The organism is Gordonia oleivorans (assembly GCF_040044975.1).
GTDB lineage: Bacteria > Actinomycetota > Actinomycetes > Mycobacteriales > Mycobacteriaceae > Gordonia > Gordonia oleivorans.
Genome location: NZ_JBDZDI010000003.1, coordinates 231,526 through 246,740 on the forward strand (window position 1 = coordinate 231,526; position 15,215 = coordinate 246,740).

Consider the following 15,215-nt stretch of genomic DNA (forward strand, 5'->3'; position numbering starts at 1 on the left):
CCAGGAGGGAGCGCTCACCGGCCGGGTGCTCACAGACCGGATTCGTGGGTACGGATGAGGATCGCACCGCACTCCTCACACCGGATCACCTCGTCGGGATCGGCGGCACCGATCGCCGACAACGTGCCGCGGTCGAGCTCCATCCGACAGGCACCACAGCGCCGCGCCCGCAGCAGACCGGCACCGACCTTGCCCGCGGCCCGCTGGCGGTCATAGATCGGCATCAGTTCGGTGGGCACCTCGGCACCGATGTCGGCGCGCCGGGCGTCGAGGGCCTCCCGATCGGCGGTCACCGTGGCGAGCGCCTCCTCGCGCCGACCCTGCAGGGCCGCGAGCTCGGTCTCGAGATGCGCCACGGTCGCCGAGGCGCGCTCCTGCTCCGCGACCACGGCCTCCTGCCGTTCCATCAGCTCCAGCAGATCGTCCTCGAGCACCTGCCGGCGACGTCCGAGCCCGGTCAGCTCGTGTTGCAACTCCGAGAGCGCCTTGGGGGCGAGGCCTCCGGCGGTCAACAACGCCGAATCCTTCTGCTCCCGATCCCGCATACCGGTGATCTCGCTGTCCATCTTGCGATAGTCCCGATCGAGGTCCTCGGCGGAGATCTCCGCGCGCACCAGATCGTCGCGGGCGGCGTCGATGCCGCGAGTCGCCTCGGCGATCTCGGCATCCTCGGGCAGATTGCGGGCGCGGTGGTCGAGCCGCGCCAGTCCGGCGTCGACATCGGCCAACTCGAGCAGGAGTCGTTGCCGGGCGGCATCGACCTTCATCGGGTGTCTCCTTGTGTCATGGAAGTTGTGTCATGGACGTTGTGTCATGGGTGCGGTGTGTCATGGGTGCGGTGTGTCATGGATGCGGCGTGTCATGGACGTGGCAGCCTCCCCGGGCCGCCCTCGTCTGTCTGGGTGAACGTTCACGCTACGCGCCGCGACGTCACGGTGCGCAAACGGTGAACGGATCCGTGGGAGTGGTGTACACCTCGACCGCCGATCCGGTGGCCGCGGCGATCAGTGTGGCGGCCTGAGCACACCACGGGAATTCGGTGGCCCAGTGTCCTGCGTCGATGAGCACCGGCCCACCGGCGCGCAGCGACTCGTCGACAGGATGGTGCCGGAGATCGCCGGTGAGATACGCATCGACGCCCGCGCGGCGCACCGCGTCGAGCAAGGAGTCGCCGGCGCCACCGCACACCGCGACGGTCTCGATCCGGCGGTCGGGGTCACCGGTGGCCCGCACACCCCACGGCGTGCCCAACACCCGGGCGGCGTCGGCGGCGAACTCCCCGACCGTCGTCGGCTTCGGTAGTCGCCCGATCCGTCCGAGTCCGAGTTCAGAAGGCAGTGACGCCATTTCGATGACGTCGAAGGCGGGTTCCTCGTACGGGTGCGCCGCACGCAGGGCGGTGAGCACCGCGGCCCGCAGACCCCGGCGCGCCACCATCTCCACCCGTGCCTCGTCGACACGCTCGCGCACCCCGATCTCACCGATCGTCGGATTCGCCCCGTCGCGCGCCTCGAACTGCCCGACGCCGACCACCGTCCACGCGCAGTCGCGGTAATCGCCGATCTGTCCGGCGCCGGCGGCGAACATCGCCTCGCTGACCTGTTCGGCATTGCCCTCGGGCACCATCACCACCCACTTGTCGAGGCGAGCAACGGGTTCGGCGTCGACGGGCCGGGTGTCGAGGAGACCCAGGGCGTCGGCGAGCGCGTCGGAGACACCGGGGCGAGCCTTGTCGGCGTTGGTGTGGGCGGTGAACAGCGCGATCCCGGCTCGGATCAGGCGGTGCACGATGCGGCCCTTGGCGGTGTCGGCAGCCACCGATTCGACGCCGCGCAGCAGCAGCGGATGGTGCGCGAGAATCATGTCGTATCCGCCGACGACCGCCGCATCGACGACGTCGTCGGTGACGTCGACGCATACCAGGATCCGACCCGCTGATTCGGCGCGGTCCCCGCACACCAGACCGACGGCGTCCCATGTCTCGGCCAGATGTGGTGGATAGGCCGCCTCGAGCACCTCGACGACCGCACCGACCGTCACCGGCACATCCTCATGAATGGCCAACGGAGATCTCCTCTCGCGCCCGCTCCAACGCCGTGACGAGACGGTCGACCTGGTCGGCCGGCCGCACCGCCAACCGCACATGGTCGTCGCCGAGACCGACGAAATTCGCAGCGCTTCGCACCGCAATACCGTTGTTGCGCAACGACTCCCGGATGGCGAATGCGTGCGGTAGCTCGATCAGGACGAAGGGCGCCGACGGCGGGGCACTCACCGACACCCCGATCTCGTCGAGCCGCCGCACCAGATGGTCACGCTCGGCGCGAACCGCGATGGCCTGCTCGGCGCAGAACCGCACCCCCTGCTCGGACACACACGCGGCCAACGCGGCCAGCGCCGGCGATGACAACGGCCAGGCCCGCCGCCCCGATTGCAGGCGGGCCAGCAGGTCCGGCGCACCCAGCAGATAACCGGCCCGCAGCCCCGCCAGCCCGAAGGTCTTGGTGACACTGCGGACGACGATCACGTCGTCGAACCGACGATGCGCCAGGGACTGGGGTTCGGTGCGCCCGCTGACCGGGTCGATGGTCAGGTCGGCGAAGGCCTCGTCGACGACGAGCACCCGACCCGGACGACGCAGCCCCGCCAGCCCGTCGGCGTCGTGCAGCATCGACGTCGGGTTGGTCGGATTGCCGACGACCACCAGGTCCGCATCGGGGGGAATGCGGGACGCGACGTCGGCATCGATCGGTTGCGCCGGGTCGATCACGACCTGCGTCACCGCGATCCCCGCGGCACGCAGCACCAATTCGGGTTCGGTGAACGACGGCTGCAGGAGTGCGGCGTGGCGCACGCCGAGTTTCGGCAACAGCTCGAAGCCGTCGGCGGCACCGGCCAGCAGCATCACCTCGTCGGTGGCACGTCCGTGCACATTCGCGATCGCCGCGCAGGTCCGCGCGCTCGCCGCGTGCGACGGGTATCGGGCCAGGTCATCGAGGGTGACCCCGATCGCCGACCGCACGAACGACGGCGCCGGGCCGCGGACGTTGACGGCGAAGTCGAGCATGCCGTCGCCGGCCTCCTGATCGCCGTGGCGGTCGAGTGCGTGCAGCCCCGATGTCATACCGTCAGAGACTACGTGCACCATGGACGGGTGATGTCCCGGCCAGACCCAGAGTCGTCCACCACCGAGCGACCCACGACCACCGAGCCCTGCCATGCCGCAGAACCACCGAGCGCTGCAGGGTCTCCGAGCGCTGCGGGGTCACCGAACCCTGCCGACCCGGGTACCGTCCTGCTCGTCGACCTCGACGGCACGATCACCGACAGTTTCACCGGGATCGCCAACAGCTTCCGACATGCACTCGCCGAGGTCGGTGCGCCACCGCCACCCGAGAGTGTGGTCGCCGGCGTGGCCGGCCCCCCGATGATCGACACACTGATGGCGCTCGGTCTCGACGAGGAGACCGCCGATGCGGCGATGCGCGCCTATCGTGCGCGCTACACCGACGTCGGCTGGCTGGAGAATGCGGTCTTCGACGGTATGGCGCAACTGTTGGCCGACCTGTACGCCGCCGGACGCACACTGGCCGTCGCGACGTCGAAGAACCAGAACACCGCGCGGGCCATCCTGGATCACTTCGGGCTCTCCGCCAACTTCCGGGTGATCGCCGGTGCCAGCGATGACGGCACCCGGCGTCACAAGTCCGACGTGATCGCCCATGCGCTGGCACAATTGGGCATACCGCTCGACCCGCAGACACACCGACCGCAGCAACCGGCGGTGATGATCGGCGACAGATCCCACGATGTGGAAGGTGCTGCCGGATTCGGCATCCCGACCGTCATCGTGGGCTGGGGGTATGCCCTGCCCGGCGAGCGCGACGCTGCCTCTTGGAGCGTCGAGTCGATGGAAGATCTGCGCGAGGTACTCGGTGTCTGACCTACTCCACGTCTGTTTCGTCTGTACCGGCAACATCTGCCGTTCCCCGATGGGACAGAATATTTTCGCCCAGTCGCTACTCGACGCCGGCCTGTCCGACCGCGTCGAGGTGAGCAGCTGCGGAACCAGCGGCTGGCATGTCGGCGAGGCCGCCGACAACCGTGCCCGGACCGAACTGCTCGCCCACGGCTACCCCGACGGTCACGTCGCCGCCCAGCTGGGCCCGGAGCACATCGATGCGGACCTGTTCGTCGCCGCCGACGCCGGGCACGTGAAGGAACTCGAACGTAAACGGCTCGGCGATCGGACCCGACTGCTGCGAAGTTTCGACCCGGCGGCACCCGCCGACGATCTCGATCTGTCCGATCCGTACTACGGCACACCGGAGGATTTCGCGGTCACCCGCAGCCAGATCGAGGCGGCGATGCCCGGACTCCTCGACTGGGTCCGGGACCGCCTGGGCGACTGAGGCGCCCGGCGATCAGGCCGTTCGTGCGTGCTCGGCGACCCGTTCCGAGAGGGTGAGGTCGTGCACGAACCGCATCTTCTCGACGACCGGTTCGGCCAGCACGAACGGATACAGGCCACTGTGCCCCATCGATCGATTGATCTGGTTGAACGCCCAGATCGTCGGTAACCAGCATGCGATGAGCCGGTCGAAATCCGCGACGTCGGCGGGCGTCTCGTCGAGTGCTGCCTCCGACGGCGCCATCGCGAAGCGCGCCGCGGTGTCGAGGGTGTCGCGGATGTGCAGGTAATGCGCGAATGTCTCGGCGAAATCCTCCCGCGGATGCATCGTCGCGTACCCGGACACGTGACTCGCCGACCAGTCGCGCGGAGCACCTCGGGAGTGGTGACGACGCAGCGCGGCGTCGTAGTCGGCATCGGGATCACCGAACAGCCGCCGGAACTCGGCCGCCCGGGCCGGATCGGGGGCCTCGTCGACGAGCACCATCTGGTAGTAGTGCCCCAGCTCGTGGCGAAAGTGTCCGATCACCGTGCGGTAGCGCTCGGCCAGTTCGACGCGCTGACGTTCCCGATGCACCGGATACCCTTCGGCCAGATCGAGGGTGATCACACCGGCGCAGTGCCCGGTGATCACCGACACATCTCGGCTCGACAGGAGGTCGAAGGCGAGTCCGGAACGCGGATCGTCGGCGCGCGCGACGATCGGCAGGCCCAGTTCGGACAGTTCCCAGATGACTCGGCGCTTGGCGGTTTCGACCTGCCCGAAGACCGCCACCGCGCGGATGTCCTCGTCGCGGGGGCGGGTCCGGGTGAGCCGACAGGACGCGCACAAGGCGCTGCGATGATCCTTCGGCACCAACCAATTGCATTGCGCACGAACACTGTTGGCGCATCGACGAACACTCGTCCCAGCGATGACGGCGTGCCCGGAACCATCGAGCAGCACCATCGTGCCGGCGGCCGGCCAGAATCCCAGCGCGCTCCCGCAGTGCAGACACAGACTGTTCTCGAACGTCAGGCGCTGGCCGCACCGCCGGCAGAGAAAGTCACGCATTGGAACAGCTTAGTAGCGGCGTCGCACGAATCCGGGCACAACGCGCGGACCGCTTCTCGGTACCGTTGAACCATGCGCGCACTACGTAGCATTCGGCCGGGGTGGATCGCCCTGTCGATCGTCGTGGTGGCGTTTGCGGCGGCCTGTTTCATGCTGCTGGCACCCTGGCAGCTCGGCAAGAACACGGCGACCTCGGAACGCAATGACCTGATCAAGTCCGCGGTGGCCATCGATCCGGTGCCGATCAGCGAGCTCGCCCCGCCCGGTGCGCCGTTCGCCCCGAAGACCGAGTGGCGCGAAGTCACCGTCACCGGGTCATTTCTGACCGACAAGCAGGCACTGGTCCGGCTGCGGTCGGTGGAGGAGCGGCCGGCCATCGAGGTGCTGACACCCTTCCGCGTCGCCGGGAGTGATCGTGTCCTCGTCGTCGACCGCGGATATGTCCGACCCGACCAGAGTTCCACCCCGGTCATCCCGCCGCCGCCGGCCGGCGAGACGACGATCACCGCGCGTATCCGCGCCGCCGAGGGCACCTCCGACGGGCGGGGCGCCCGGGTCGAGGGCGGCGCGCTGACGGTGTACACGATCGATCCGGCGCAGCTGTCGGCGGCGACCGGGACCGCCATGGACCCGTTCTATCTGATGTTGTCGCCCGGTCAGCCGGGCGCGCTCGGTGATATCGGACTGCCGCAGCTCGATTCGGGTCCGTACCTCTCCTACGGCCTGCAGTGGCTGGCGTTCGGAATCATGGCACCGCTGGGCGCCGGCTACTTCATCTTCTCCGAGATCCGGCAGCGGCGCCGGGCCGCGGCGGCGCAGGCGGCTGCCGCCCAGCCGCCGGCAGCGGGCCCCGACCCCGACCGTCCCGACGCGACGCCGACACCACTCGGCGATCGGCCGCAGCCGGCTGCACCGCTCACGCCGCCACCCCTGTCGCGCTCCGAACGTCGCAAACAGTTGCGCGCCGAGTTGCGTTCCGCCGCAGGCGCACCGGCAGCGGACCCCGCACCCTTCGACGACACCGCTCCGGTCGGTATCGGCGCCGGACCCGACACCGAACACGCCACCGGGACCGTCCGCGACAAACTCACCGAACGCTACGGCGGCTGAGCGACTCTGCTGCTCGCACCCGGGTCCACGCGAGCGCCGCGGCGACGATCACCGCACCCACCTGCACCCGACGCGACAGCCGCACCGCCGCAGCCAGATCGGCGGTCGTCGGCGGGTGTCCGTCGCCGAGCACCGGCCGCTGCTCGACGCGGTGCGGGTAGACGGTACGCCCGCCGAGCCGCAGACCCAGCGCCCCCGCGAACGCCGCCTCCACCACCCCGGCATTGGGACTCGGATGCGCCGACGCGTCACGCCGCCAGGTTCGCACCGCGCCCGCACGATCGGGACCGATGAGCGCGACGAGCATCCCCGACACGCGCGCCGGTAGCAGGTTCAGCGCATCGTCGACGCGGGCCGAACACCACCCGAACCGCCGGTATCGATCGTTGCGGTAGCCGACCATTGCGTCGAGGGTGTTCGCGGTGCGGTACCCGACGATGCCCGGAACACCGGCGAGCGCTCCCCACACCAACGGGCCGACCGTCGCATCCGAGGTGTTCTCGGCGACCGATTCGGTGGCGGCCCGGCAGATCCCGGCCGCGTCGAGCGCGTCGGGGTCACGCGCACACAGACTCGGGACCAGGCCGCGGGCACCGGCGAGGTCGTCGTCGTCGAGCGCGTCGACCACCTGCGTGCCGACGCGGGTCAGGGTGGTTCCGCCGAGCGCCGCCCAGGTGGCCGTCGCGGTGAGCACGACCCGCACCACCGGGCGGTCGGCCACCAGCACACCCGCACCGGCGCCTGCCGCCACGGCCGCGCCGACGCACAGTGCGCAGTGCACCACCCCGGCGGTGCGGGTGTCGGCGTAGGTCGCCGATTCCAGGGAGGCCGCCAGACCGCCGAGTCCGGCGACGGGATGGAACCCACGGGGATCGCCGACGGCACGATCGAGGAGATAACCGAGCACCAGGCCGCTCGGCGACGGCCGGAACGCCCGCATCAGTCGGCGGAGGCGACGAGTGTGCGCGTGGCACCGCGTACCAGCAGCGCCTCGCTGTCGGCGATCATGGTGAGGTCGTGGTCGGTTCCGTAATCGCGCCGCACGGACTCGATCATCGAGGGTGGATAGATCGGTATCTGCCCGTCGGCGTGCGGAATGGGGACGGTGTCGATCCACCCCAACGCGTGCGGGTCCACCGGTCCCGGCGACTCGCCCGGATCGTCCATCCGCTCCACCGGGGAGATGTCGGGTCCCGCGATCACCGACCCCGCGCTGCAGCCGATGTACGGAAGTCCCTCGCGCACACGGCCGTCCAGGATCTGTTCGGCACCCGCCCGCCGCAGCGCCCACAGCAGCGCGAAGGTGTTGCCGCCGGCCACGTACACCGCGTCGGTCCGCTCGATCGTCGCGGCGAATTCGGCCTGCTCCTGCTTCGCCCCGGACAGATCGACGACCGTCGCGCCCAGCCGGACAAGTCGGTCGCGTTCCGGTTTCGCCCAGGAGGGGTCGGCGTAGGGGATCTTGGCGTCGTCGATGTAGCCGATCGTCAACTGCGACAGAGACTTTCCCGTGGTGTCGGCGAGAAACCCGGGGACCGCACCGAAGCCCCAGGACAGCAGCAGCAGATTCACCTGCGCCACGCTACTACGCCAGCGGATACACTTCGGATTCTCATGGCACACGCACGTCCGGTCCCGATCGCCGGCACCTACCCGATCGACACCGGCACCGCCGAGTTGGCGCCGGACCCGATCTCCGGCGGATGGCTGCTGCAGATCAACGGCGCGCATTCCTCACACATCGATCCCGACGATCCGACGGTGCTCGACTTCGAGTATCTGCGGCAGATGGCCGCGGTCATCGACGATCGGTTCGACACCGGGGACCGCGTGCGCGTGCTTCATCTCGGTGGCGCGGCGTGTGCCCTGGCGCGTTACCTCGCCGACCGGTATCCGGAGTCCCGGCACGTCGCCGTGGAGGTCGACGCCGAACTGGCCCGGCTGGTCCGCGAATGGTTCGAGCTGCCGAGGGCGCCGCGGCTGCGCATCCGGGTCGGTGACGCCCGTGCGGTCACCGAGTCGCTGCAGCCGCGGACCCGCGACGTCGTCGTCCGCGATGCCTTTGCCGGCGACCGCACCCCGGCCCATCTGGCCACCGTCGAGTTCGTGGCCGCGGTCGCCGAGGTCCTCACCCCGGATGGGCTCTACCTGGCCAACTGCGGTGACGGTCGTGACCTGACGCTCGTCCGCGCCGACGTCGCGGCGGTCGCGGAGGTATTCGGCCACGTGATGCTCGTCGGCGACCCCGCCATGCTCAAGGGCCGACGCACCGGCAACGTCGTGGTGGTCGGCTCCCGTACCCCGGTGGAGCCGTCGGCGGCCCTGGTTCGCCGGCTGCTCAGCGATCCCCTTCCGGCCCGGGTGATCGCGGGCGAACAGGCCCGCGCGTTCGGCCGCGGCGCCCGGCACGACCCATAACCGTCGACTGGGCGCCCTATCCCGTCGAGTGGGCGCTCTATCCCGTCGAGTGGGCGCTCTATCCCGTCGACTGGGCGCCCTATCCCGTCGAGTGGGCGCTCTATCCCGTCGAGTGGGCGCTCTATCCCGTCGAGTGGGCGCTCTATCCCGTCGAGTGGGCTCAGATCACGTAGTCCATGCGGTCGAGGATCGCCGTCCCGAGGTTCTGATCGCCGATCACGGTGACCCGTTCCCGGTCGGCCGAGGTGCGTCCCCCGGCCAGGCGCGCCAGATCCGCGGCCTCCAGGCGCAGCGTGACGTCGGCGGAATCGTCACCACCGTCGAACGAATCCACCAGCCCCGCACGCCCGTTCACCGCGACCCGGATCGTGCGCGCGGCCGGCCCGGTGATGTCGAAGACCACCGTCGTACCGTCGGGTGCGCCGGCACGTTTGCCGACGACGAAGGGCAGCGACGCGGAGATCTCGTCGAGCACCCAGGCCGTCGCCGCCTCGTCGGGCGCCCCACCGATCGTCGCGTCGCGCAGGTCCACTTCGTGAATCCAGCAGTCGAACACCCGGATGCGCATGAATCGGCCGTAGGTGTCGGGGCCTGCCGGGGTGAGCGCGTCGGCGTCGAACTCCGCCTGGGTCATCGCCGTCAGCGCCGCGGTGCGGGCGGCGATCACCTCGTCGAATGCCTCGAGTACCTGTGCGCGTGACTGCGTGCGGAAGTGCTCGACCCACTTCTCGTTCAGTTCGCCGATCGGATTGCGAACGTGATCGCGGTCGGCGAGCCCGTCCGGCGCGGTCACATCGCGGCCGTCGAGCATGCTCTCGGTGCCGACGATGTGAGCGATGATGTCGGCGTTGGTCCAGCCCGGAAGAATCGACGGCGCCGACCACTGCGCGTCGTCGAGGTCGGCGGCGAGTGCTCGCAGTGCCGCCCACTCACCGATCAGCGCCGGGACGAGGTCGGTGGCCGGCAGTGTGGTGGTGGGCATCATGTCTCCGCTCATGGGGCTGGTGGGAATGTCGGGCTGACGATGTGACGCTACGCCCCACGGCGTGGCCGATGCAGGCCGTCGCGCGGATCACCCGGTCCCGCAGCCCTGTCCCCCATTCGGGTGACCTGGGACTACTCGCGGTCCGACTGCCGGTCATGCCCTAGTCTGAGACGCGTGTACGGGAGTCACCGAGGGTTGCCGCGAATCGCCATGCTGCGTGCCCTCACGGCCGTCACGCTCATTCTCGGTGTCGTGCTCGGACTGCTCGGTGTCGCCTCGCCGGCATCCGCGGTGACGCCCGGATGTGGCGGCAACCGCGTCCCCAGCGCGGACACCACACACACCACCCGGGTGGGTGGTGTGACGCGGACCTATCGGGTGCATGTGCCCCGCGGATACACCGGACGCAGTTCCTTCCCGTTGGTCCTCGCCTTCTACGGTCACGGCGAGAAGTCACCGAAGTTCGAGCGCTACACCGGGCTTTCGGATCTGCCCGCGATCGTCATCTATCCGGACGCCACCATCGGTACCGACTCCACCACGTCGTGGCAGGGTGCCCCGTATTCCTCGCCCAAGGCCGACGACGTGGCCTTCACCTCGACGATGCTGCGCGAGATCCGCGCGAGCTTCTGCGTCGACCGCAACCGGACCTTCGCGGTCGGGCGGTCCAACGGCGGCGGACTGGTGTCCATGCTGACGTGCCGACTGTCCGGGGAATTCGCCGCCTACGCGATCGTCAACGGCGCCTACTACGACCAGACCTGGCGGGCCTGCCCGGGTGGACGCACCGGCGCCGGCGCACCTCCGTTGTCGGTCATCGACTTTCACGGAACCTCCGACCCGATCATCCACTACGACGGTGGCGTCCGCTTCGGTGAGCGCTACACACCGATCCCCGACGTCCTCACCGCGTGGTCCCGGCGAAACGCGTGTCTACCGGCTCCGGTGCAGGCCCCCCTCAGTGCGACCACCACGATCGTCGACTACCCGCTCTGCGCCGCCCTCGGCCACGAGATCGTGCACTACCGGATCACCGGGGCCGGCCACGGCTGGCCCGGCGCACGACTGGCCACCGCCACCGGACCGGGAACGAAAGTCGCTGCCACCCAGCTGATCTGGCAGTTCTTTGGCCGGCACCCGCGGACGGCATGAGCCGATGAGCACCGACGACCGAGCCATCTCGGATCGATCCGGGACCACCCTGGGGCCCTACTCCATCGGGGAACTGCTCGGGCGTGGCGGCATGGGGCAGGTGTATCGGGCCACCGACAACCGCAAGGGCCGGGTCGTCGCCCTCAAACTCCTCAATCCGGATCTCGTCGACAACGACACCTTTCGTGACCGATTCGAACGCGAGTCACGCGTCGCGGCCAAGCTCAACGATCCGCATGTCGTCCCCATCCACGACTGGGGCGAGATCGACGGACTGCTCTACATCGACATGCGGTTGGTCAACGGAACCGATCTGCGCGGCATCCTCAATCGTGAAGGGGCACTGCCACCGACCCGCGCGGTGGCCATCCTCGCCCAGGCCGCCGAGGCCCTCGATGCCGCCCACGCCGATGGCCTCGTGCATCGTGACGTCAAACCCGACAACATCCTCGTCGACACCCGCGACTTCGCCTACCTCGCCGATTTCGGTCTGGCACAAGCCGATACCGACACCCGACTGACAACTGCCGGCGCCGCGATCGGGTCGTTCGCCTACATGGCACCCGAACGGTTCGGCCCGGGCGAGGTCGGCGCCGCCGGCGACGTGTACGCCCTGGCCTGTGTCCTCTACGAAACGCTCTCCGGCTCACAGCCTTTCGCGTCGGCGACCACCTTCGAACAGCTCATCGCCGCACACCTGAACCAGGACCCACCACAGTTGGGATCACCGATCGACCCGGTCATCGCGCGCGGCATGGCCAAGGAACCGGGTGCCCGCTTCCCGACCGCCGGGGCGCTGATCGACGCCGCGCGCGCCGCCTACGAGGGTGCCACCGGGCATCACCGGATCTCCCGGCCGACGATCCTGCCCGCCGGTCCCGTTGTCGGCGGCGGCACCGGCATGACCCCGTTCGGCATGACCCCGTCCGGACCGGACTCGCCGGGAAAGACCCCGTCCGGCCGCTCGGCACCGTCGACCCGCGGTCCGGCACCGTCACCGGCCGGGCGTCCCGCTCAGGGCGGCCAGGCGCCCGGCCCGGTTCAACTCAACAAACCGAGCACACCCGTCGCAGGCGCCTACGCGTCGGCACCCCCGACCGCCCCACCGCAGGCCGCCCCGTCCCAACCCTTCCCGTCGCAGCCGTTTGCGCCGCAACCACAGCCGACCCCGAGCGGACACTTCGCCACCCAATCGGCCCCATACGCTCCGACCGGGCACTACACCTATCCGGCGCCGGCCGCCCCACCACGCCGCACCTCACCGGTGCTGATCATCCTGATCATCATCGCGCTGCTGCTCGTGGCCGGAATCGGGATCGGCGCGTGGGCGCTGGTACGAGGATCGGATTCCGGGGGCGGCGCCGACACCCAGGTGCCCGGCGCGGCCGGGACGACGACGCAACCGGCGATCACCACCGTGGCACCCACGACGCCGGCCGCGACCACCGCACCGACGACGATCGCTCCCACCACCGCCACCCCCACGACCGCGGCCCCCACCGGACGGGCCGCCTTCGATCTCGGGTTGTCGACGCCGATCAGCACCCCCGCCTGCGACGGCACCGGCATCGTCGTCGTCGGCAACGCCGTCAACGAGGCGACGTGGGCCAGCGAGGTGCAGGGTTACCTGGACGCCTATCCCGGCTCGAGTTACCTGCGCACCGACCAGTCGTGCTCGTCGCTGCGTCGTCGCGACGACAACGGCAACGTCATCTACGCCGTCTATCAGGTGGCCGGCCGGACGATCGACGACATCTGCCGACTGCGCAACCAGCTCGGCGGACAGTCCTACGGCAAGTGGCTCGACAACACCACCGACCCGACCACCAACATCCCCGCGGCCCAGTGCGGCGGCTGACGGGTCGGCACCGACGGTGATCGCAGAGGCCGAATGCGGACAGTGATCGTCCGCGATCTGGGGCACCATGGATTCCATGTTGGAAACCTCGGCCCGATTGCTGCACCTGCTGTCCCTACTGCAGATGCGGCAGGAATGGTCGGGGCAGGAGCTCGCCGACCGCCTCGACATCACCACCCGCACCGTCCGCCGCGACGTCGACAAACTCCGTGAACTCGGCTATCCGGTCGATGCGACGGTCGGCGTCGGCGGCGGCTACCGGCTGGGTGCCGGGGCGGAGATGCCACCGCTGCTGCTCGACGATCAGGAGGTCCTCGCCGTCGCGCTCGGTCTCGACGCGGTGACCACCGGACCGGTGGCCGACATGGCCGAGGCCTCGGCGGGCGCGTTGAGCAAACTCCGGCAGGTGATGCCGTCGCGCCTGCGTCACCGGCTGGACGCGTTGTCGTTGGAAGCCGTTCCGCGCCAACCCGGTCCGGGCGCGGTGACGGCCGAGACACTGACCGACATCGCCACCACCTGCCATCGGCGCGAGCGGCTGCGCTTCGATTATCGCCGTGGCGACGGCACCGAGTCCCGGCGCGATGTGGAGCCCTACCGGTTGGTGCGCAACGGGATGCGCTGGTATCTGGTGGCCTTCGATCCCGACCGTGACGACTGGCGGTCCTTCCGGGTGGATCGGATGGAACCCAAGACGCCGACCGGACCCCGGTTTTCGCCTCGTGAACTCCCCGACGGCGGCGCCGCGGAGTTCTTGGAACGCAGCATCGGGTCGGTGTACCGGAAGGCCTCGGCCCGGGTCCGCATCCACGCCCCACTCGCCGAGGTGGCACCGATGATGTCGGAAGCGTGGGGCACCCTCGAGTCCGCCGACGAGACGACGTGCGAACTCCGGGTCTTCTCCACGTCACTGGCCTCCATCGCACGCTGGATGCATGCCTTCGACGCCGACTTCTCGGTGATCGAGCCCGATGCGCTGCGGGTCGAGTTGGGTGCCGTCGCCGACCATCACGAGAAGCTGGCGGCACGATACCGTCGCGCGTGCGGAGGGTCGTCGTGACCTTTTCGTGACCGACGCCGGCGGACCCGTTGCGACTACGCCACGAGTCGCGTCGGCCGATTCCGCAGCCCGCACATCGCACCTACGTTGGCCTCATGAGGCTCTTGGTCACCGGCGCAACCGGTTACGTCGGATCACGACTCGTGTGCACGCTGCTCGCGGCCGGGCACGACGTCGTCGTGACCTCGCGGAACACCGATCGGCTGGCGCGATTCGACTGGTTCGACGACGTCACCGCGGTGTCGATGGATGCCGACGACGCCGACTCGGTGTCGCGTGCCCTGAGCAGGGCAGGTGACCTCGACGCGATCTACTACCTGGTGCACGGCATCGGTCGCTCCGACTTCGCCGACGCCGACCGTCGGGCGGCCTCCCACGTCGCCGCGGCCGCCCGGGACGCGGGCGTGGGTCGCATCATCTATCTGGGCGGTTTCGTCCCCGACGGCGAGAAGCTCTCGGCGCACCTGCGCAGCCGCGCCGACGCCGGCGAGGCGCTGCGCGTCGACGGCGGCGCCGACCTCGTCTGGTTACGGGCCGCGGTCATCGTCGGCGCGGGTTCCACGTCGTTCGAGATCATCCGGTACGTCGGCGATCGTCTGGCGGTCATCCCGGAACCCTCGTGGACCCGAAACCCCATGGACCCCATCTCGATTCGCGATGTGCTGCACTACCTGTCGGCGGCCTGCGACCCGGGCCTGCCACCCGGCGACTACGACATCGCCGGGCCCGACTCCTGCCAGTACCGGTCGGTGCTCGACGCCTACCTCGACTCCATCCGGATGCCGCGCGTGCGCTTCTCGGTGCCGTTCGTGGGCACGCGACTCGTCGGGAAGGTGGCCGGCGTGCTGGTGCCCATCCCGTCGTCGCTCACCGAGGAACTCATCACCTCGCTCGATCACCCGATGCGTGCCGCCGAACATCGCATTCGCGACCTGGTACCCGATCCCGCCGGTGGCCTGACGCCGATGCGCGACGCCGTGCGTGCGGCGGTCTCGTCGCCGGCCCCGCGATCGGTGTGCGCCCTGCGCGATCCGCACCATCTGGCGACCACCGACCCGTCCTGGGCCGGCGGCGACGTGCCCCGGTTGCGTCGACGCATCGCCGGGGCGATCACCTCGGCTGCCGGCACCGCGGGTCGACTCGGACGCACTCTGCTGCCAGTCTGAC

The 15,215-nt window shown here is 69.7% G+C and carries 15 protein-coding genes; 8 read left to right on the top strand and 7 right to left on the bottom strand.

Translation table 11 applies throughout. The annotated features are described in order from the left end of the window. Positions 1-29 precede the first annotated feature (29 nt). From ABLE92_RS07610 to cobC, 3 genes are all read right to left on the bottom strand, one after another. On the bottom strand, positions 30-767 hold the full coding sequence (locus tag ABLE92_RS07610) for a zinc ribbon domain-containing protein (protein WP_348804159.1): 738 nt from the start codon (positions 765-767) through the stop codon (positions 30-32). A gap of 163 nt (positions 768-930) precedes the next feature. Beyond that, entirely contained in the window at positions 931-2,064 is a 1,134-nt protein-coding gene (locus ABLE92_RS07615; protein WP_348804160.1) for a Nif3-like dinuclear metal center hexameric protein, read from the bottom strand. Further along, positions 2,051-3,124, bottom strand: a complete 1,074-nt coding sequence (cobC, locus tag ABLE92_RS07620; RefSeq protein WP_484494644.1) for an Rv2231c family histidinol phosphate aminotransferase CobC — start codon at positions 3,122-3,124, stop codon at positions 2,051-2,053. Before cobC ends, ABLE92_RS07615 begins: the two co-directional genes overlap by 14 nt. A 33-nt stretch (positions 3,125-3,157) precedes the next feature. Here cobC and ABLE92_RS07625 point away from each other — a divergent pair, with 33 nt between their 5' ends. Further along, the gene (locus tag ABLE92_RS07625) at positions 3,158-3,943 is read left to right on the top strand and encodes an HAD hydrolase-like protein (RefSeq protein ID WP_348804162.1); all 786 of its coding nucleotides are present in this window, start codon (positions 3,158-3,160) and stop codon (positions 3,941-3,943) included. After that, positions 3,936-4,412 carry a low molecular weight protein-tyrosine-phosphatase gene (locus tag ABLE92_RS07630; protein ID WP_348804163.1) on the top strand — a complete coding sequence of 159 codons (477 nt, stop codon included), beginning with the start codon at positions 3,936-3,938 and terminating at the stop codon, positions 4,410-4,412. Before ABLE92_RS07625 ends, ABLE92_RS07630 begins: the two co-directional genes overlap by 8 nt. A 12-nt stretch (positions 4,413-4,424) precedes the next feature. Here ABLE92_RS07630 and ABLE92_RS07635 read toward each other — a convergent pair whose 3' ends face one another. After that, positions 4,425-5,465 carry a zinc-binding metallopeptidase family protein gene (locus ABLE92_RS07635; RefSeq protein WP_348804164.1) on the bottom strand — a complete coding sequence of 347 codons (1,041 nt, stop codon included), beginning with the start codon at positions 5,463-5,465 and terminating at the stop codon, positions 4,425-4,427. A 72-nt stretch (positions 5,466-5,537) separates the two neighbouring features. Between ABLE92_RS07635 and ABLE92_RS07640 the strand changes: the two genes are divergently transcribed. After that, complete coding sequence (locus ABLE92_RS07640; RefSeq protein ID WP_348804165.1) at positions 5,538-6,575, top strand: SURF1 family cytochrome oxidase biogenesis protein; 1,038 nt, start codon at positions 5,538-5,540, stop codon at positions 6,573-6,575. Here the strand turns inward: ABLE92_RS07640 and ABLE92_RS07645 are convergent. Further along, positions 6,553-7,515: a cobalamin biosynthesis protein gene (locus tag ABLE92_RS07645; RefSeq protein ID WP_348804166.1), complete on the bottom strand. Its 963-nt coding sequence runs from the start codon at positions 7,513-7,515 to the stop codon at positions 6,553-6,555. The genes ABLE92_RS07640 and ABLE92_RS07645 overlap by 23 nt on opposite strands. Then, entirely contained in the window at positions 7,515-8,156 is a 642-nt protein-coding gene (locus ABLE92_RS07650; RefSeq protein WP_348804167.1) for a Type 1 glutamine amidotransferase-like domain-containing protein, read from the bottom strand. The genes ABLE92_RS07645 and ABLE92_RS07650 overlap by 1 nt, the downstream gene beginning before the upstream one ends. Positions 8,157-8,189: 33 nt before the next feature. Here ABLE92_RS07650 and ABLE92_RS07655 point away from each other — a divergent pair, with 33 nt between their 5' ends. After that, positions 8,190-8,993, top strand: coding sequence for a spermidine synthase (locus tag ABLE92_RS07655; RefSeq protein WP_348804168.1), 804 nt, complete (start codon positions 8,190-8,192; stop codon positions 8,991-8,993). A gap of 160 nt (positions 8,994-9,153) precedes the next feature. Here the strand turns inward: ABLE92_RS07655 and ABLE92_RS07660 are convergent, their stop codons facing one another. After that, positions 9,154-9,975, bottom strand: a complete 822-nt coding sequence (locus ABLE92_RS07660; protein ID WP_348804263.1) for a maleylpyruvate isomerase family mycothiol-dependent enzyme — start codon at positions 9,973-9,975, stop codon at positions 9,154-9,156. 177 nt (positions 9,976-10,152) lie between these two features. On the opposite strand from ABLE92_RS07660, the gene ABLE92_RS07665 reads away from it, so the two are divergent. From ABLE92_RS07665 to ABLE92_RS07680, 4 genes are all read left to right on the top strand, one after another. Then, a complete protein-coding gene (locus tag ABLE92_RS07665) occupies positions 10,153-11,130 on the top strand; it encodes a CE1 family esterase (RefSeq protein ID WP_348804169.1) in 978 nt (325 codons plus the stop codon). 4 nt (positions 11,131-11,134) lie between these two features. Further along, complete coding sequence (locus ABLE92_RS07670) at positions 11,135-12,988, top strand: serine/threonine-protein kinase (protein ID WP_348804170.1); 1,854 nt, start codon at positions 11,135-11,137, stop codon at positions 12,986-12,988. Positions 12,989-13,064: 76 nt separating this feature from the next. Next, positions 13,065-14,048: a helix-turn-helix transcriptional regulator gene (locus ABLE92_RS07675; protein ID WP_348804171.1), complete on the top strand. Its 984-nt coding sequence runs from the start codon at positions 13,065-13,067 to the stop codon at positions 14,046-14,048. Between the two features lie 95 nt (positions 14,049-14,143). Further along, positions 14,144-15,214: an NAD(P)H-binding protein gene (locus ABLE92_RS07680; RefSeq protein ID WP_348804172.1), complete on the top strand. Its 1,071-nt coding sequence runs from the start codon at positions 14,144-14,146 to the stop codon at positions 15,212-15,214. Position 15,215: the final 1 nt, after the last annotated feature.

Bases quoted from the DNA above. Each gene is read 5' to 3' on its own strand.
- ABLE92_RS07610 (WP_348804159.1), bottom strand. From the start codon at position 767: ATGAAGGTCGATGCCGCCCGGCAACGACTCCTGCTCGAGTTGGCCGAT.
- cobC (WP_484494644.1), bottom strand. From the start codon at position 3,124: ATGACATCGGGGCTGCACGCACTCGACCGCCACGGCGATCAGGAGGCC.
- ABLE92_RS07625 (WP_348804162.1), top strand. From the start codon at position 3,158: ATGTCCCGGCCAGACCCAGAGTCGTCCACCACCGAGCGACCCACGACC.
- ABLE92_RS07635 (WP_348804164.1), bottom strand. From the start codon at position 5,465: ATGCGTGACTTTCTCTGCCGGCGGTGCGGCCAGCGCCTGACGTTCGAG.
- ABLE92_RS07640 (WP_348804165.1), top strand. From the start codon at position 5,538: ATGCGCGCACTACGTAGCATTCGGCCGGGGTGGATCGCCCTGTCGATC.
- ABLE92_RS07645 (WP_348804166.1), bottom strand. From the start codon at position 7,515: ATGCGGGCGTTCCGGCCGTCGCCGAGCGGCCTGGTGCTCGGTTATCTC.
- ABLE92_RS07655 (WP_348804168.1), top strand. From the start codon at position 8,190: ATGGCACACGCACGTCCGGTCCCGATCGCCGGCACCTACCCGATCGAC.
- ABLE92_RS07660 (WP_348804263.1), bottom strand. From the start codon at position 9,975: ATGCCCACCACCACACTGCCGGCCACCGACCTCGTCCCGGCGCTGATC.
- ABLE92_RS07670 (WP_348804170.1), top strand. From the start codon at position 11,135: ATGAGCACCGACGACCGAGCCATCTCGGATCGATCCGGGACCACCCTG.
- ABLE92_RS07675 (WP_348804171.1), top strand. From the start codon at position 13,065: ATGTTGGAAACCTCGGCCCGATTGCTGCACCTGCTGTCCCTACTGCAG.
- ABLE92_RS07680 (WP_348804172.1), top strand. From the start codon at position 14,144: ATGAGGCTCTTGGTCACCGGCGCAACCGGTTACGTCGGATCACGACTC.